The organism is Paenibacillus soyae (assembly GCF_024623455.1).
Classification (GTDB): domain Bacteria; phylum Bacillota; class Bacilli; order Paenibacillales; family Paenibacillaceae; genus Pristimantibacillus; species Pristimantibacillus soyae.
In genome coordinates this window covers 1-17065 of sequence record NZ_JANIPJ010000039.1, presented here as the reverse complement: position 1 = coordinate 17065, position 17065 = coordinate 1, and the positions used below count along the sequence as shown (strand labels likewise).

The following is a 17065-nucleotide window of genomic DNA, read 5'->3' as shown; positions in this document are numbered from 1 at the left end:
AACTATCCATATCAAATGTTCTAAAATATCGAGAGAAGCTCATTCGAAGAATGGAACGGATAGCTAATAAATGAGATGAATGAGGTTTATGATATGATCAATAATTTTTGGCGCGAATTGCCACGACCTTTTTTTGTATTGGCTCCCATGGAAGATGTGACGGATGTTGTGTTTCGCCATGTCGTAAGCGAAGCGGCTAGACCCGATGTTTTCTTTACGGAGTTTGCGAACACGGAGAGCTATTGTCACCCGGAAGGGAACCACAGCGTTCGCGGGCGTTTGACTTTCACAGAGGATGAACAACCTATCGTCGCGCACATATGGGGAGATAAGCCGGAATACTTCCGTCAGATGAGTATCGGCATGGCGGAACAAGGGTTTAAAGGTATTGATATCAATATGGGCTGTCCTGTAGCCAACGTTGCGGAGAATGGCAAAGGAAGCGGCTTGATCTGTCGTCCTGAAGTTGCAGGGGAGATCATTCAAGCAGCCAAAGCCGGAGGACTGCCCGTAAGCGTAAAAACAAGGCTGGGGTTCAGCGCTATAGACGAATGGCGAGATTGGCTGACCCATATCTTGAAACAAGATATCGTTAATCTGTCCATTCATCTGCGGACAAGAGAGGAAATGAGTAAAGTAGACGCTCATTGGGAGCTAATCCCGGAGATTAAGAAGCTTCGAGATGAGGTGGCGCCGGACACGCTGTTGACCATTAACGGAGATATACCTGACCGTCAAGTCGGGTTGCAGCTCGCTGAGCAGTATGGTGTAGATGGAATTATGATCGGGCGCGGCATATTTAATAATCCTTTCGCCTTTGAGAAGGAGCCGAGGGAGCATAGCAGCGGGGAATTGCTTAACCTTCTACGGTTGCATCTGGATCTTCATGATCACTATTCAGCACGGGAGCCGCGTCTGTACAAGCCTATGACTCGTTTCTTTAAAATCTATGTCCGTGGATTCCGAGGGGCAGGCGAATTAAGAAATCACTTAATGAATACAAATTCAACGAGTGAAGTGCGTGCATTGCTCGATGAGTTTGAAAGCAAGCAATAGCTCTTACTTACAATATGCATGATAAAACGGGTGGGAAGGATATAGGGCTGTTATCATGAATATCCTCGAAGACTTATTGCTGCAAATGGCGTTCGTTGTTACGTTGATTTTCGCTTTCCAATTATTTTATTCGATTGGCTTCGGAAGATCGAAGTATTTCAGGCTGACGCAGGCTCTTCTATTCGGAGTCGCGCTTGTGCTGTGCATGACCTTTCCCGTTCACGTTACCGATCAATTATCCATCGACATCCGAATCGTTCCGTTGCTTCTCGGGACGTTCTACGGCGGGTTCGAGACAACGCTTTTTCTATCTTTGCTTATTCTGCTCTACCGTTCCTACCTTGGAATGGATAGCGGCTTCTATGCGACGACCTTGGCCGTATTCATGTGCATCCCGATCTTCATGTATTTTCAATCCCGATTCCTGCAAGCGAATAAGAACCGAAGGCTGCTGATAGCGACTGGTCTTACGGTTAGTTATTGCGTTTGCAGTTTTGTGTCCATGGCCCTCTTTATCGGCTTATCCGACACGTTCTTGGGCGCTTTTCTTCTGTACACCGTGGTTATGGTGGCCGTCGTGCTGATCTTCGTTGCGATGAACGAGACGATTAAGGAGACGCTCGTGAAAAGTCAGCAGCGACTGGCGGAAGCCAAAGATGCAGAAATCGCTTTTCTACGTTCGCAGATTCAGCCGCATTTTCTAAACAATGCCCTGAATTCGATAGCCGCCCTCTGCGTGGAGAACCCCCGGCAGGCGGAACAGCTTACGCTGAACCTCTCCCAATATCTCAGAAGCGGGCTCAACTTCAAGCAGATGGATACTTTCACGACATTGGAGAATGAATTGGAATTGACCCAGGCTTACCTAAATATCGAAAAGGTACGCTTCGGCGACCGATTGGCAATCGAGTACGACATAGATGCCGATCCGAATCGCCTAATTCCTCCGCTCATCTTGCAGCCATTAGTCGAAAATGCGATCAAGCACGGTCTGATGTCTAGCGTAAGAGGCGGTATCGTCAAAATCTCGATTCGGGAAACGGACGAGAAACTTCGGTTCACCGTCGAGGATAACGGATGCGGAATGAGTGAGGCCAAGCGGCAAGAAGTCCTTGGTCCGGATTCAGAACGCAGAGGAATAGGGCTGAGAAATATAGCGCGACGGATCAAGCTGTCGTACGACGCAACCTTGCAAGTCAAAAGCACGGTCGGAATCGGAACGAAGGTGCTCTTCGAGCTCCCCAATCCGACAGACAGGAGGACGTTGGATGGTAAGAGCCATCATCGTGGACGATGAGCCTCTGTCGGTGCGACGGCTAAAGCATCTGCTTGCCGAATACGAGGACCTCGAAGTATGCGGGGCATTCCTGACCCCGCGCGAGGCGTATGAGTATGTGCGAGCGAACCCCATTCAAGTGGCTTTTCTCGATATATCCATGCCGGAAGTTGACGGGATGTCGTTGTCCCGATTATTGCTGGAGAGCGAGCCATCCTTATCCGTCATTTTCGTTACGGGCTTTGACGATTATGCGGTGCAAGCATTCGAAGTGAACGCATTAGACTACTTAATGAAGCCAGTGACGGAACAACGGCTTGCCCGAACTTGGCAGAAGATCAAGGAGAAGTATCGCGATTATGTTCGCGAGGAGGAGCCTGCCGCCGCCGGCTTGCTGACTGGACAAGAAACTCGGATCGTCCAATATATGGCGGAAGGGTTATCCAATCGGCAAATCGCGGAGTCATTGCACATTACTTCGGAAACGGTTAAGTATCACTTGAAGAACGTCTTCCGTAAGCTGGACGTCAATAACCGCGTGAGAGCGCTGCAGCGCGCCAAAGAATTGAAGATCGTTCCATAGCCGACAGGCTCTCGAAAAAATCCCCCCCAATCGGGGGATTTTTTAATTGAACCAATTATCTTACATTAATAGACAATGAATCACGAGGGGATGAACTAAGCCATGTCTGCGAACGAATATTACATGCCGACCCATTGGCGGGTAAAGGGAAACATCTGGGAGATCTACGAGATCTGCTCCAACTTCTTGGACTATCAACGTTGGTGGCCCGAAGTGTACTTGAAGATTCAATCGGGGGGCAAGGATAAGGAGACGGGCAACGAAGCTTATGATATTCTCTCAAGGGGCAAGCTGCCGTACAAGCTTCGCTGGAGGTCATGCAAGACGGCCGAACTAGCGCCGCGCTCCATCTCTTTGAAGTCTTCGGGAGATTTAGTCGGTCACGGAACGTGGCTGTTCGAGCAGGACGGGGAATACGTGAACGTACAATTCGATTGGTATGTGAACGCCGAGAAGCCCCTGCTCAAACTGTTCTCGCCGATCCTGAAGCCGATCTTCACCTCGAACCATTACTGGGCGATGGCAAGAGGGAGAGAGAGTCTTGAAAAGGAACTGATGCGAAGGCGCGAGGCTTGAGCTGCGTGATTTCTAACTGATAAAACGAAAAGAAAAGACGGCTAGGCGAATGATGCCTAGCCGTCTTCCTTATTCAGGTTGAAGAAATGCGATCTACTATTCTTAGAATCAAGGTGACGGCTTCGGCCCGAGTCGTATAATCGCCTGGGGCGAATTTGTTATTGTCCCTTCCTTTGACTATGCCCATGTCCGAAGCGGCCGCAACGGCTGGGTAAGCCCACTCCGGAACCTGGTCCGCATCTTCATAGGCAAGGGGAGGATTCGAAGCCATTTTGTCCTCGTAACCTAATACGCGCATAAGCATGACCGTTATTTCGGATCGAGTAATGGACCGTGCCGGCCTGAACGTGGCGTCCTCGTATCCTTGCGTCAATCCGGCAGCAACCGCTTGCGAAACATGGGCTTTTGCGTAGGCCGGGATTTGCTCATGGTCCGTAAAAGTCTGAGCCAGGTCTGACTGGGAAGACAGCGCGAGCGCTCTTGCGAGCATCGTAGTAAATTGCGCGCGGTTAATCTCGTTTTGCGGAGCGAATCTGCCGTCCGGATATCCGTTAATCCAGCCCATCTCCGTCGCCCTTGCAATGTCCTTCTCGGCCCAGTGGCCTTTCGTGTCCAAGTAGTTTACCGGATTTTTAGTAGCGATATTGACAGGTAACACCAAGCTTGGTTCTTCCGTTGTGCTGCTGCCTCCGCTGTTAACCAGCTTGACGCGCGTTAATCGAATAGCGGAATCGCCTTGACCGATTGCTTCGAATCGCAGCGTGGCGAAAGGCACGGTTCCGCTTTCCCCCTTACTATTCCCTATCTTAGTGTGCGCGAAGGTAAGGTTTCCGTTCTCGACGATCGGAGGGACCGTGAAGCCTTTCCAAGTAGTGGAAGCTTGTCGGAAGCTCCATACGTTCGGGTCGTAGGATAGACGAAGCTCGTATCCGTAAACGTCCTTCACGTTATGTCCTTCAACGGTGATCGCTATTTCATCGCCAACTTTTATAGGGCTGGCGGGGCTGTTCAAAGAGAAAGTCGTTTTGTCCTCAGCATATGCTATGGTCGACAACATCATAAATAGTAGAAGGGTAGACAGCAGCAACGGCCATATTCGAAGCTTCAAATGAATCGTCTCCTTTGTTTATAGAAGTCGGGGGACAGCTCTAAGGGTATCGGCCGAGCTAAGCTTTGGCGATACCCTTGAGCATTATGATTACAATTATTTATTTAGGATGAGACGCGCCAGGCTGGATAGGTCTTCAATGTCGATTGTGCCATCATTATTGATGTCGTATTTCTTCACTTGATTCCAATCCGGACTGTTCGAATTTTTGCCATAAGCTTTAGCAACAAGGGCCAGATCGCCAACGCTTGCTCTGTCGTCGTCATTGACGTCACCCGGTATAGTTGGTTTGCGAATTTCTACCGTATGCGTATCTCCGTCCGCTTCCGCTTCTACTCCCTCGCCGTCGGCAAGGGTGAGCTGCTTGACTTCGATATTCGCTACTCCGGCTGCTTCCTTGGCCTTGAAGCTAAGCTTAATGAGATTATGATTCGGATTGGTAACGCTGTCATTCATGTGAACGCCGAGGATCCGAATAGTTCCTTCTTGCTGATCCGTGTCGACTATTTTGAAGTTCTCGGAATCTAACGATACGGGCTGACCGACAAGCTCCAGCTTAACGGAGTCGTATTCGATCGTAACGTCTTGCGCATACACGTCCTTATTCACGTATTGCAGACCGTAAGTGACATCGAATTGTTGACCCGGCTGCACCTGCTCTGGGCCTGACAGAATGGCGGAGGCGGAGACGACGGTCACCTTAGCGGTTGCCTTCTCTACGATACCTTCAATTGCACCTTGCACCTCGAATACTCCCGGCTTGTTGTAGAGCTGCGGATCAATGGCATCCCATGCAACCGAGCGCTCCTCCGTAGCAATCCCGGCAGCGTTTTGGTTAACTTCTACAGCAACTGTTTCGGGCAGTACGGGAGCAATCCCGATTTCCGTAGTAGCCTCTACTTCGGCTATCCCTCTTATTTTGCTCTGGGAGAATAGCCAGTCGATCAGCATGCCGCGCTCAGGGTGTACATATTCGTTATAGACCGGAAGCCATACGGCGTGCCCGTCAAATCTGTGTCCGTTATAAGGAGGGTCGTTTAATTGGTTAAAAGGAATGATGGTCAACAGGGAGTCGTTCCAGTAAGGCGAGTAGGTTTTGTCCGTGTTCACTACGGAGTTGTACAAGAAATCTTCTTCATCGACAAAGGTCCAGAGCGGCAAATTGGCTACAGCCTTAGCATTCTCCACTGTGCCGGGCCCGCCTGCGGGACACAAGGGCGCAGCTGCGGCAGCGAAGTCGGGGAATGTCTGCAAGAAGGTCCAGGTGGAGCCTCCGCCCATCGAAAATCCGGTAATGTAGACTCGGTTCGGGTCCACCTTGCCGGCATCGATCATCTCATCGATGACCGCTTTAACTTTATGCATGCTTTGAACCGTTGTTGCATTACGAGGCGCTAGTACATGTGTTGGATATTTCTCCTGATTCTCGGGGTTGGCCCATATGGTGCCGCCATTACTGAATCGGATAGGCGTGTAAATATCGTTGCCCTGTCCGCCGCCATGGAAGAATACGACCAGAGGCAGCGGCCCCTCGGCATCCTCGTTATAGAAGTAGCTGTAATCCAGCCCGTCATGATTTGCATATTTGTATTTATCGAGGACGGGGCTTACGGCACCGGTCTGGATGAATGTCGGCACGATCGAGGATCCATCCACATAGTCGAGCTTATCCCCGTTATACGTAATCGTGTACAGCAAATCGAAGGTGTAGCCACCATCGCTCGTTGTACCGCCGTCGCCCCAGCCAACGTCGGCAAAGTCAACGATAATATACCTTCCGGTTTCGGAAGGAGTACCGGTATCATTGACTTGGCTAGTATAAACATCCGTGACCTCGCGGGGGCCGTCATAAGCTACAAAACTAGGGTCCACTTTTCTTGTCGCTTTCACATGCACATTAAAGTCCGATACAGACAACGAGGAATCGCTTACCCTATTGCCCGCGTCGATAATGACGGCATCCGTACGCTCGCTGAAAGCAAAGTTCTTATTTTTAAGAATAAAAGATAAAGCCCCATCCGACGTTTCTTCGTCGGCGAAGGCCGAAGGAAGGTTGAATAACATGACGACGAGAAACAAATAAACCGTAACGTATCTTTTCTTAAACATTTTCCACTGCTCCCTTCAAAACGAAATGTTTTAGAAAGCTGCTAAGTAAATAAATTCATCCCACCTTCCATTTTTTTTAAATTTGTGTAAGTCGTAGGGGATCCTGTTGTATACGCTTTCAGTATAAGCACGCTTTACATGAGTAACAATGTGCATTTGTCTACACGTTTATCCGTCGTCTACTTTTATTGAAGGCTGAAGCAATGAGGAATACCCTCTCTTTGTCGAGAGGGTATTTTTGTATCTGCAGGCGGGAGAACATTTGAAACGGTACGGTAAATCCGGCTGTGGTACAATACTAACAAGCTAAGTGCTTTCAGAATTGGATAGGAGGCAGTCATGTCCTGGAGCAAATTGAAGCAGCAACTGGAAAGCTTTCTTTGTCCCGCGCTAGCCGGAACGGTCGAATATAGCTCAACAAGCTACCGTTATTTGCCGGGGAAGGCCGGACAGTGTTATCTTACAGTCGATAAGAAGAACATTCTCAACATGGCGGATGCCGCCACACCGATAAGATGGTACGAGACGGAACAAGAGATCAAAAACGATCCGAACATCCAGGTCCTTGTCAGCGACGAAGAGATAGAGGCCGTTAGACGAAGCGGCGGGGGGAGCATTCCGGAGGAACGGCTTCAGGTGATCGCAAGAAGCAGGAAACAATCGGAGCATGCCAAGCTGCTCATGTTGGCGCAGAACGAGTTGACCAAGTCCAGTTTTGTCGTGACGGCAACCCGGTTTCTGGCTGCATCTATCGATCAGAGCCTGGAGAGCGACGATATTTTATTGAATATATTGGCTTTGATAGATAGACGAGTGGGGAAAAAGCGATTGATAAACATGCGCCAGCTGATGAAGCAGAAGCACCCGAGCGTGCAATATTTTTATGAGCTGCGGCTTGGATTATAAGATTTTCAGAATACTAGACCTTGGATTTGGAATAGTTCCTACAAATCCTTGAGAATGCATGGGTAATTTCACTTAAACGTGTAATACTTTTTTTATAAAGTGGTACAGGAAGGAGTGGGATGATCATTTATTTAATAAGCACCTAACTGGTGCTTATTTTTATGGGAAAAAGCAGGGGAAGTGTCGTATCCACTCGAAATAGATTGTTAATTACTGGAGGTGGTTCTCTTGAATACTGTCACCTTTTCTTGGAAAAGATTCTGGTGTCCTCGAACTGGCACAATTAATCTATCCGATGGAGGTTATCTATACAATCCAGAATCCGAATTTGGGGATATCTATAACGAGCATGTTGTTTCATTTGATAAGATTTCAGAGGTGCCTTGCTTAATATTATTGGGGGAACCAGGCATCGGTAAAACAGAGGCATTAAAAAGTATTGAGAGAACGGAAGATAATCATACTCTCAAGATTGATCTTCGTTCGTATGGAACGGAGGAGCGTTTAGTTAGAAATATATTTGAGAATCAGATGTTTGAGTCATGCATGAAAGGGGAGCATAATCTACATCTGTTCTTGGATAGTTTGGATGAATGCTTACTCCGGATAGATTATGTTTCGACTTTGTTGGCAGAAGAATTTAAAAAATATAAAAACAACCCCCACTTAAAGAAACTTTTTCTGAGAATCGCTTGTCGAACGGCGGACTGGCCAAGTCTACTTGAGCGAGAGCTAGCGGATTTGTGGGGGAATGACAATATTCAGATCATGGAGTTGACACCTTTACGAAGAGTGGATGTTTATAATGCAGCAGTCGAGCTAGGCATAGATGCTGATAGGTTTATGAGTGAAATACGGGAGAAAGGAGTAATTCCACTTGCTATTAAACCAATCACGTTAAAGTTTCTATTAAATCTTTATACAAGGCATGGTAACTTTCCATCTACTCAAAAAGAGCTATATTTGCAGGGCTGTGAGCTTCTCTGTGAAGAAACAAATGAAAGCAGAGTTGCATCTCGGAATAAAGGTAGTATGAGAGCTAAGGAACGTTTGAAAGTAGCTGCACGAATTGCAGCTCTGATGGTGTTTTCAAATAAATATGCTGTGTGGCGTGGCATTAATTTGGGTGATGTTCCTGTGGAGGATATCACCATAAGTGAAATTTCGGGTATTCATCCTAAGCTAATTGAGGCCTCATTAATAATTCCTGAATCAGAAATTGAGGAAACTCTTTCTACAGGTTTATTTTCTTCAAGGGGGTTGAATCGTTTTGGATGGGTTCATCAAACGTATGCGGAGTTTTTGGCAGCTCTATATGTCTCTCAAGCTGAACTGTCGCTTGAGCAAATTATGAGTTTGATTGAACATCCTCTTGATTCAGAACGAAAGCTAATTCCGCAGCTCCATGAGGTCTCAGCTTGGATAGCTACCTTGAACGTAGATGTGTTTCGTCAAATTATTAATCATGATCCGCAGGTGCTTCTTCGAAGTGATGTGGCAAGTGCGGACACGGAAGATAAAAAATCTTTGGTCGATGGTCTTCTAAAACTATATGATGCAGAAAAAATTAGAGATTGGGATTTTGATGAATTTTTCTATAAATTGAATAACCCTGCTCTAGAACAACAACTAAAACCGTATGTGCTAGACCGACAGTTTAGTTATGTGGCACGGCGCGCTGCTATTCGAATAGCCAGAGCGTGTAAATTAAAAATATTACAAGATGATTTACTGAAAGTTGTGTTGAATCAGGATGAGGATAATCAAATTCGAACTCAAGCAGGTTATGCACTATCTGAGTTTGCAGATGAAGAAACTAAAAGGAAGCTTATCCCATTGGTCAAGTCTGATGCAGGAGAAGACCCTGATGATGAGTTGAAAGGGGCGGCACTTCGAGCACTGTGGCCTCAGTATCTATCCGGGGAAGAATTATTTCCTCTACTTTCTCTTCCTAAACGCAGAAATTTCACAGGAATATACAGGGTGTTTTTGAACTATGAAATCCTTGAGAAACTTCAAGTTAAGGATTTACCTGCTGCATTAAAATGGGTTCTTCAGCATGCTATTGATGAAAGATTTGATTCTCAAATTGATGATTTAGTGTATGGGATTCTAAACAGAGCAGGTCAGTATTTGGACATACATGAAATTCTTATAGCTTTTACCGATGTTGTACGAGCACGGTTAGTACATTTCGATAGTTTTAGTTACATTAAAGATGTATTACAAAATCATACTGCACGGCGAACACTTATTCTTTCATTGCTGAACACAGAATCTGAACAGGAAGTCATTCTTACATCTGCATTTTCTGGGCTCATTAAGTCAGAAGATTTTCCGTGGATGATTGAACAACTGAAGAATGATCTCAGCCCGGAACTTCAACAAAAATGGAGCATCTTACTAAAAAGGACTTTTAATACGTCTAGTCCCGAGCAAGTCGAGTTGCTCTATTCTGCTATTAATAATAACAAAATGTTAGCTCAGCACTGCCGAGTTTTTTTTCAAAGTATCCCATTAGATTCTGCACAAGCTCGTGAGTTAAAGGAAAGATATATGAGGAGATTAAAAGGGCAGGAGTCGAAAGAAAAGTATCCACAGCTTCATCCACCTATTGATGAAAGAATAACCTTACGTCTTGAGGAGTTCGAAGCGGGGCATTTAGATGCTTGGTGGCAATTAAATTGGGATTTGGGCATAAATGATGAGAAGGGGCATGTGGAGGAATATGAACCAAATATAAAAGCATTACCAAGCTGGAATAAGGTTAACGCTAACGATGAAGTGCGTATCCTGTCCGCTGCAAGGAAATATCTGTTAGAGAAAAATTCGGAGGCCACCAATTGGTTTGGAACGGATACGCGGTATAGATCAGCCATGGCAGGATATAGGGCTTTAAGGTTGGTTTATGAGCAAGATAATACATTTTTACTATCATTAACGTCTTCTCATTGGGAAAACTGGTCCCCAGTTATTCTTACGCAGTGGGTAACGTCAGAACGTAATGAAGGAATGATACATGGTCAGTTAGTTAAATTAGCTTACATTAATGCTCCTGATAGGGTAATTGCAGATTTGCTGCGCCTTATAGACAAAGAAAATCAACAACATTCCAATGTGTTTATTATAAGATCAATGAAGGAATGCTGGGATACTCGATTAGGTGAAGTGGTATTGAATATGTTAAAGATGCAGAGTTTGATGCCAGAATCTATAAAGTGCTTACTTGATGAGTTGATACGAAATAAAATAGTTGGAGCAGAAGAGTATGCTATATCATTAATCAAGCCCGAATTGTTAGTTGTTGAAGACTCCCGTAAACTGGCAATAAATGCTGCTGTAGTATTATTAAATAACTCTCGGAATGTCGGTTGGGATACATTATGGTTACTTAAAGAGTCATATCCCGATTTTGTTCAAGATGTTTTTCTCTCTTTTTCAAGCAGAGTTGATGGGCACAAATTAATTCAATTATTATCAGAGACGGCACTGGCTGATTTATATATTTGGCTAGTAAAAAGATTTCCACATAAAGAAGATCCGAATCATGATGACGAGATGGCACATTGGGTCGGGCCTCGTGAAGAGATAGCTGATTTCAGGGATGGGATATTACGCTACTTGTCAAACAAAGGGACGTTAGAATCTTGCAATCAAATTGAACGGATAGTCTCTGAATTGCCGGAACCTTCGTGGTTAAAGTGGGCATTACTTGAAGCACAAAGTGTCACACGCCGTAATACCTGGTCCCCGCCAACCCCTATAGAAGTCGTCCAGTTAGTGGGAAATAGACATCGTAGGTTGGTTCAAAGTGAAAGTCAGTTACTGGAAGTATTAATTGAATCACTTAACAGGCTAGAGCAGAAATTACATGGAATTACACCAGCAGTAGTGTGGCTCTGGAATGAAGTTGATCGACAGAAATACCGCCCAAGATCTGAAAATGAACTTTCGGATTATGTAAAACAGCATTTGGAAGAAGATCTTTTAGGAAAGGGAATCATTGTTAACCGAGAGGTGGAAATACGGAGAAGTGCTGGATCATTGCCTGGTGAGCGCACTGATATTCATGTTAATGCAATATTACCAGGAAGATCTAGAGGGACGTTTGATGCCATTACCGTTATTATCGAGGTTAAAGGGAATTGGCATCGAGAGATATATCATGCAATGGAAACTCAATTAGTAGGCAGATATTTAAAAGAGGGCAAGTGTAAATACGGTCTATACCTAATTGGTTGGTTTGAAAGCTCGAGGTGGGATGTGACTGATAATCGTAAATCTGCAATTCCATCATGTGGATTGCAAGCTACAAAGGATATACTGAGAGATCAAGCTAGAAGTTTCTCAAAACAAGGAGTGCATGTTAGATCGTATGTAATGAATTTATACCTGTAAGCTGTTTACCGATATCTTAGTGTATTTCCCAATAGGGAGTACATTTTATCATTTTGAATCACTGAATAATCGAGCAGTTGCAAGGATGGAGGGTTCTCACGCAAAGCTTTCCTATAAACTATAGAGAGACATAAGAAACGTGGTGACTTAAGCTAATGTTTAAAATTATGTGCATAGAAGACGATGCGACGCTGTTCCAGGAAATGAAGGAGCGCCTGTCCCAGTGGTCTTACGAAATATACGGCGTCGAGCGGTTTGATCAAGTTATGCAGGAGTTCGCGGAAGCGAATCCCGACCTGGTCATCATCGACATTCAGCTGCCGAAGTTCGACGGCTTCCATTGGTGCCGGATGATCCGCGCGCATTCCAAGGTGCCGATCATCTTCCTCTCCTCCCGCGATCACCCGACGGACATGGTCATGTCGATGCAGCTTGGAGCGGACGACTTCGTGCAGAAGCCGTTCCACTTCGACGTGCTTATCGCCAAAATTCAAGCGGTTCTGCGCAGGACGTACGACTATAACACGGAGCCTACTCCGCTCAAAACATGGCGGGGGGCAGCCGTCGAATTTACGAAAAACACGATTGCGAACGACGGGGGCGCGACGGAGCTGACGAAGAACGAAATGTTTATCCTGAAATATTTGATCGAACGCAAAAACAAGATTGTCAGCCGCGAGGAGCTGATTACAAGCCTGTGGAACGACGAGCAGTTCGTCAGCGACAATACGCTGACCGTCAATGTCAACCGGCTGCGCAAAAAGCTCGAAACGATCGGACTTGGCTCGTATATCGAAACGAAGGTCGGCCAAGGCTACATGGCTACGGAAGAGGCGGGAGCATGATCCGCCCGTACATCGCGGAAAGACGAAGCTGGCTGCTGCTGCTTGTCTTCTTGCATCTGCTCATCCTATTCGTCGCCGCAATTGATGCATCTATTCCGCTGATGCCGATCCTGTATATTACGTTATTATCTTCTATTGTCTGCCTTCTATTTATTGTTGTCCGCTACTATAAGGAAACGAGATTTTACAAGCAGCTTCAGGTCTGGGATCATACCTGCGACCCCGCATCCTCGAAGGAAGCCGCCAGCCCTTTCGAGAGGATCGTGGAGGAGTCCATGTCGGCGCAAACCCTTCACTACAAGAAGGAGGCATCCGGCCATCTCATGCTTCTTGAGCAAGAGAAGGACGAGCTGCTGGGCTGGATTCACGAGGTGAAAACGCCGCTGACGGCGATGCAGCTGATCATTGACCGTCTAGCGGACGAACCGGCGAAAGCCCGGCTGGAGTACGAGTGGCTGCGGATTCATCATCTGCTGGATCAGCAGCTGCATCAACGACGGATTCCTTTTATGGAGAACGATCTGTATGTCGAGGATACGACGCTTGCGCCGGTTCTGTTCAAAGAGATCAAGGATTTGCGATCCTGGTGCATGCAGAAGGGAATCGGCTTCGACGTCTCTCTTGAGGCGGAACGCGTGCTGACCGATGCCAAGTGGTTAGGTTTTATATTGAGGCAAATCCTAACCAACGCGGTCAAGTACAGCGAGTCCTCGGATATTGCGGTGAGCAGCCGCGAGGAGGATGGACATGTCATCGTAGAGATCCAGGATTTCGGACGCGGGATCAGCGCCAAAGACTTGCCTCGCATTTTCGAACGGGGATTCACGTCGACCGCGATGCATCAGGACAGCGCAGCCACCGGCATGGGCCTCTATTTAGCGCAAAAAGCAGCCGAATCGCTTCTGATCCGCATCGAGGCGGAATCGGTTTACGGCAGCGGAACGACGTTCCGGCTCACTTTCCCGTTAGCCAACGATTTTGTCCGAATGACAGGCATGTGACAATAATGTCACATGCTTTTCTGTTTTGTTCGCCGAAACGAAGGAAAACAGGAAGCGACTAGGGTACGATAGGTTCATCAGAAACGAAGGAGTGTAGCACGATGGTTATTCTAGAGGCCAAAAAAATACACAAAATATACGGCAATAAATTCAACCGGCAGGAAGTGCTGAAGGGGATCGACCTTAAAGTCAATAAAGGCGAATTCGTCGGGATCATGGGGTCTTCCGGCTCAGGCAAAACAACGCTCCTCAATGTGCTTTCCTCCATCGATCATCTTAGCGAAGGGACGATCGAGATTGAGGGGAAGCAGTTTACGGGCATGAAGGAGAAGAAGCTGGCCGAATTCCGGAAGCAGCATCTTGGCTTTATTTTTCAGGAATATAACCTGCTGGATACGCTGACCGTGAAAGAAAACGTGCTGCTGCCGCTGTCCATCAAGCCGATATCCAAGCAAGCGGCGCATGAGAAATTCAAGCAGGTGGCCACGGAGCTCGGCATCTATGAGCTTGCGGACAAATATCCGAGCGAGATCTCGGGAGGCCAGAAGCAGCGAACCTCCGCGGCCCGGGCTTTCGTGCACGATCCGAGCATCATATTCGCGGATGAGCCGACCGGAGCGCTGGATTCGAAGTCGGCCTCCGATCTGTTGAACAAGCTAAGCCACATGAACGCGAAGCACGCGGCGACGATCATTATGGTCACCCACGATCCCGTGGCCGCGAGCTACTGCAGCCGCGTCGTCTTCATCAAGGACGGCCAAATCTACTCCCAGCTTCATAAAGGCGAGGAGTCGAGGCAAGCTCTCTTAAGCGACATCATCAAAACCCAAGGCGTGCTGGGCGGTGTTCAAGGGTGAATCTGAGCACGATTATTTTCCGGAGCTTGAAGAAGAATATTCAAAATTACTATCTCTACGTGTTCGCTCTTATCTTCAGCGTAGGCCTGTATTTCTCGTTCGTGACGCTGCAATACGACCCGTCGATGGATGAAGCCAAAGGCTCGGTCAAAGGTGCGGCGGCGCTCGGAGCGGCATCCGTGCTGCTCATCGCCATTGTTGCCGTCTTCCTGCTGTATGCCAACACGATTTTCATCAAACGCAGAAGCAAGGAGATCGGGTTGTTTCAATTGATCGGTCTGACTAAGGGACGCATCTTCAAAATCCTGACCGCCGAAAATTTGATTCTATATTTCGGCTCCATGATTGTCGGCATTGCGGCCGGCTTCGCGGTCTCCAGGCTGCTCCTGATGATTCTGTTCCGCATTATCGGCGTGGACGAGATGGCGAAGCTGCGCTTCTCGCCGGAAGCGCTGACGCAGACGGTCATCGTATTCGCCGCTATTTATCTCCTGATTATGCTCATGAACTACACGTTCATTCGAAGGCAGAGCATTCTGTCCTTGTTCCGCGCCGTATCCGTAGCCCAGCAGCGGGTGCAGAAGCGATCCGTATGGCAGCTGCTGCTCGGCATTTGCGGGATCGCCTTCATTTTGCTCGGTTATTTCGTCTCGACGGAGCTGTTCAAGGGTCGATTTACGGACATGCTCGAGCTTATGCTCGCGATGATGTTCATTCTAGCATCCGTTATTATCGGCACCTACTTGTTCTACAAAGGGTCCGTCAGCGTCATCTTCAACGCCATCCGCAAGAGCAAAAGAGGTTTTCTGTCGATCGGGGAAGTGTTGTCGCTGTCCTCCATCATGTTCCGCATGAAGTCGAACGCATTGCTGCTTACGGTCATTACGACCGTCTCCGCGCTCGCGATCGGGCTGCTGTCGTTAAGCTATATCTCTTATTATTCGTCTGAAGCGCAGGCGAAGAGGGATGTTCCGAACGATTTCGCTTTCGCGAACGTGGAGGAGAAGGAGCGGTTTCTTGCGGAGCTGGATGCACGGGGAATTGCTTATGACGTTATTCATAGGAAGCCGATCTATGTGGAAATTGATATTTCGAGCATCGCATCCTCTGACATTCTTTCCTTGCAAGGGGGAGGGGGGAACTCGTTCATATCTCCGATTCTTAGCGAAGCGATGGTCGAGGGGATCGAGCTCGAGCCGGGCGAAGCTCTGTTCATGAGCTACGGCGGAGCGCTGCAAAATTTCCTGTCGATGAAAGAGACCGGCAAAATCAAATTCATCGGGCAAAACGGAACGATTCCCCATGAGCTGGTAGGCACAAAGGAACAAAGCGTCTTGTACTATGGATTTGGCACGGGAATACCGACAACGATCGTCGATGACAGCGTGTATGAGAAGCTGCTTCGGGATCTTGATCCGTCTATTCAGAGCGAAATATTCCAGGAGTACTACGGCGTGGACATTGCGGACCGTTCCGGAATGGAAGAGGCGCGGCAGGCATTTGCCGACACGAGGCCGTCCGATTCGTCCCAAGCTTTCTCCCAATACGAGATCATGATGAACGGGCGCTTGAACATGGGGTTGATTATGTTCATCGTCGCCTTCCTCGGGCTCGCGTTCCTGATCACGTCCGGCTGCATTCTTTATTTTAAACAGATGGATGAAAGCGAGGAGGAGAAGCCGAATTACACGATCTTGCGCAAGCTCGGCTTCACGCAGGGCAACTTACTGCGAGGCATCGCGTTCAAGCAGCTGTTCAACTTCGGCATTCCGCTTGTCGTGGGACTCAGCCATAGCTATTTTGCCGTCAAATCCGGCTGGTTCCTGTTCGGAACGGAGCTAGCGGCGCCTATGCTCATTGTCATGGTGCTGTACACGGCGCTGTATTCGAGCTTCGGAGTTCTCTCCGTCCTGTATTACAGACGGGTCATAAGGGAATCGCTATAAAAGCGACGGCAGCTTAGGCTTCCGATTACGCTGGAACATAGCAGCTTAAGCTTACGGAACGGAGAGACGCTATTCTTCGAAAAATGAGTCTTTTTAGGAGGCTAGCGGAACAGGGCGCTCTTATTCCTCCCGTTTCGCGTTGAAGAACCATGAAAACAGGCGAATAACGGCGCTGAGTTCCGTTACCGTTAAAAGAATGCGAATATAAGCGAAATAAGGGCGCTCAGTTCCGTTGAGCCGAAACCATCCGCAAAAATACGATAATAGGTACAGCTGCCGGTAGCGTCAAGAAGTTTGTGTAAGCTTGTAGAATATCCATCTGGGATGGATCAATGAGGTGCCAGGCGGGGGAGGAGGCCTCCTCCCCCGCCTGGCCACCTGCCACCTTTTTTTGTTAGATTTCT

At 47.6% G+C, this 17065-nt stretch carries 12 protein-coding genes; 10 read left to right on the top strand and 2 right to left on the bottom strand.

Annotated features, from left to right (window positions below; translation table 11 throughout):
• Window positions 1-93 precede the first annotated feature (93 nt).
• The 4 genes from NQZ67_RS29305 (at window position 94) to NQZ67_RS29290 (ending at window position 3491) form a co-directional block, all read left to right on the top strand.
• Complete coding sequence (locus NQZ67_RS29305; protein WP_257452965.1) at window positions 94-1056, top strand: tRNA dihydrouridine synthase; 963 nt, start codon at window positions 94-96, stop codon at window positions 1054-1056.
• Window positions 1057-1111: 55 nt separating this feature from the next.
• The gene (locus NQZ67_RS29300; protein WP_257452963.1) at window positions 1112-2353 is read left to right on the top strand and encodes a sensor histidine kinase; all 1242 of its coding nucleotides are present in this window, start codon (window positions 1112-1114) and stop codon (window positions 2351-2353) included.
• Window positions 2325-2915: a response regulator transcription factor gene (locus NQZ67_RS29295; RefSeq protein ID WP_257452961.1), complete on the top strand. Its 591-nt coding sequence runs from the start codon at window positions 2325-2327 to the stop codon at window positions 2913-2915. The genes NQZ67_RS29300 and NQZ67_RS29295 overlap by 29 nt, the downstream gene beginning before the upstream one ends.
• Window positions 2916-3017: 102 nt before the next feature.
• Window positions 3018-3491 carry an SRPBCC family protein gene (locus NQZ67_RS29290; RefSeq protein WP_257452959.1) on the top strand — a complete coding sequence of 158 codons (474 nt, stop codon included), beginning with the start codon at window positions 3018-3020 and terminating at the stop codon, window positions 3489-3491.
• Window positions 3492-3564: 73 nt separating this feature from the next.
• Here the strand turns inward: NQZ67_RS29290 and NQZ67_RS29285 are convergent, their stop codons facing one another.
• The gene (locus tag NQZ67_RS29285; protein WP_257452957.1) at window positions 3565-4599 is read right to left on the bottom strand and encodes an S-layer homology domain-containing protein; all 1035 of its coding nucleotides are present in this window, start codon (window positions 4597-4599) and stop codon (window positions 3565-3567) included.
• Between the two features lie 96 nt (window positions 4600-4695).
• On the bottom strand, window positions 4696-6708 hold the full coding sequence (locus tag NQZ67_RS29280) for a cohesin domain-containing protein (protein WP_257452955.1): 2013 nt from the start codon (window positions 6706-6708) through the stop codon (window positions 4696-4698).
• A gap of 339 nt (window positions 6709-7047) precedes the next feature.
• On the opposite strand from NQZ67_RS29280, the gene NQZ67_RS29275 reads away from it, so the two are divergent.
• The 6 genes from NQZ67_RS29275 to NQZ67_RS29250 all read left to right on the top strand — a co-directional run bounded on the left by NQZ67_RS29275 (window position 7048) and on the right by NQZ67_RS29250 (window position 16661).
• A complete protein-coding gene (locus tag NQZ67_RS29275; RefSeq protein ID WP_257452952.1) occupies window positions 7048-7614 on the top strand; it encodes an SF0329 family protein in 567 nt (188 codons plus the stop codon).
• Between the two features lie 228 nt (window positions 7615-7842).
• Entirely contained in the window at window positions 7843-12012 is a 4170-nt protein-coding gene (locus NQZ67_RS29270) for an NACHT domain-containing protein (RefSeq protein WP_257452949.1), read from the top strand.
• Between the two features lie 155 nt (window positions 12013-12167).
• Window positions 12168-12857 carry a response regulator transcription factor gene (locus tag NQZ67_RS29265; RefSeq protein WP_257452947.1) on the top strand — a complete coding sequence of 230 codons (690 nt, stop codon included), beginning with the start codon at window positions 12168-12170 and terminating at the stop codon, window positions 12855-12857.
• Window positions 12854-13858: a sensor histidine kinase gene (locus NQZ67_RS29260; protein ID WP_257452946.1), complete on the top strand. Its 1005-nt coding sequence runs from the start codon at window positions 12854-12856 to the stop codon at window positions 13856-13858. Before NQZ67_RS29265 ends, NQZ67_RS29260 begins: the two co-directional genes overlap by 4 nt.
• A gap of 101 nt (window positions 13859-13959) precedes the next feature.
• Complete coding sequence (locus tag NQZ67_RS29255) at window positions 13960-14715, top strand: ABC transporter ATP-binding protein (RefSeq protein ID WP_257452945.1); 756 nt, start codon at window positions 13960-13962, stop codon at window positions 14713-14715.
• Window positions 14712-16661 (top strand): FtsX-like permease family protein, encoded by a 1950-nt coding sequence (locus NQZ67_RS29250; protein WP_257452944.1) that lies wholly within the window; start codon window positions 14712-14714, stop codon window positions 16659-16661. The genes NQZ67_RS29255 and NQZ67_RS29250 overlap by 4 nt, the downstream gene beginning before the upstream one ends.
• The last annotated feature ends 404 nt before the right edge of the window (window positions 16662-17065 follow it).

Excerpts from the sequence above, each read along its gene's own strand:
- NQZ67_RS29305 (WP_257452965.1), top strand. The coding sequence starts at position 94 with ATGATCAATAATTTTTGGCGCGAATTGCCACGACCTTTTTTTGTATTG.
- NQZ67_RS29280 (WP_257452955.1), bottom strand. The coding sequence starts at position 6,708 with ATGTTTAAGAAAAGATACGTTACGGTTTATTTGTTTCTCGTCGTCATG.
- NQZ67_RS29290 (WP_257452959.1), top strand. The coding sequence starts at position 3,018 with ATGTCTGCGAACGAATATTACATGCCGACCCATTGGCGGGTAAAGGGA.
- NQZ67_RS29275 (WP_257452952.1), top strand. The coding sequence starts at position 7,048 with ATGTCCTGGAGCAAATTGAAGCAGCAACTGGAAAGCTTTCTTTGTCCC.
- NQZ67_RS29255 (WP_257452945.1), top strand. The coding sequence starts at position 13,960 with ATGGTTATTCTAGAGGCCAAAAAAATACACAAAATATACGGCAATAAA.
- NQZ67_RS29295 (WP_257452961.1), top strand. The coding sequence starts at position 2,325 with ATGGTAAGAGCCATCATCGTGGACGATGAGCCTCTGTCGGTGCGACGG.
- NQZ67_RS29260 (WP_257452946.1), top strand. The coding sequence starts at position 12,854 with ATGATCCGCCCGTACATCGCGGAAAGACGAAGCTGGCTGCTGCTGCTT.
- NQZ67_RS29265 (WP_257452947.1), top strand. The coding sequence starts at position 12,168 with ATGTTTAAAATTATGTGCATAGAAGACGATGCGACGCTGTTCCAGGAA.
- NQZ67_RS29300 (WP_257452963.1), top strand. The coding sequence starts at position 1,112 with ATGAATATCCTCGAAGACTTATTGCTGCAAATGGCGTTCGTTGTTACG.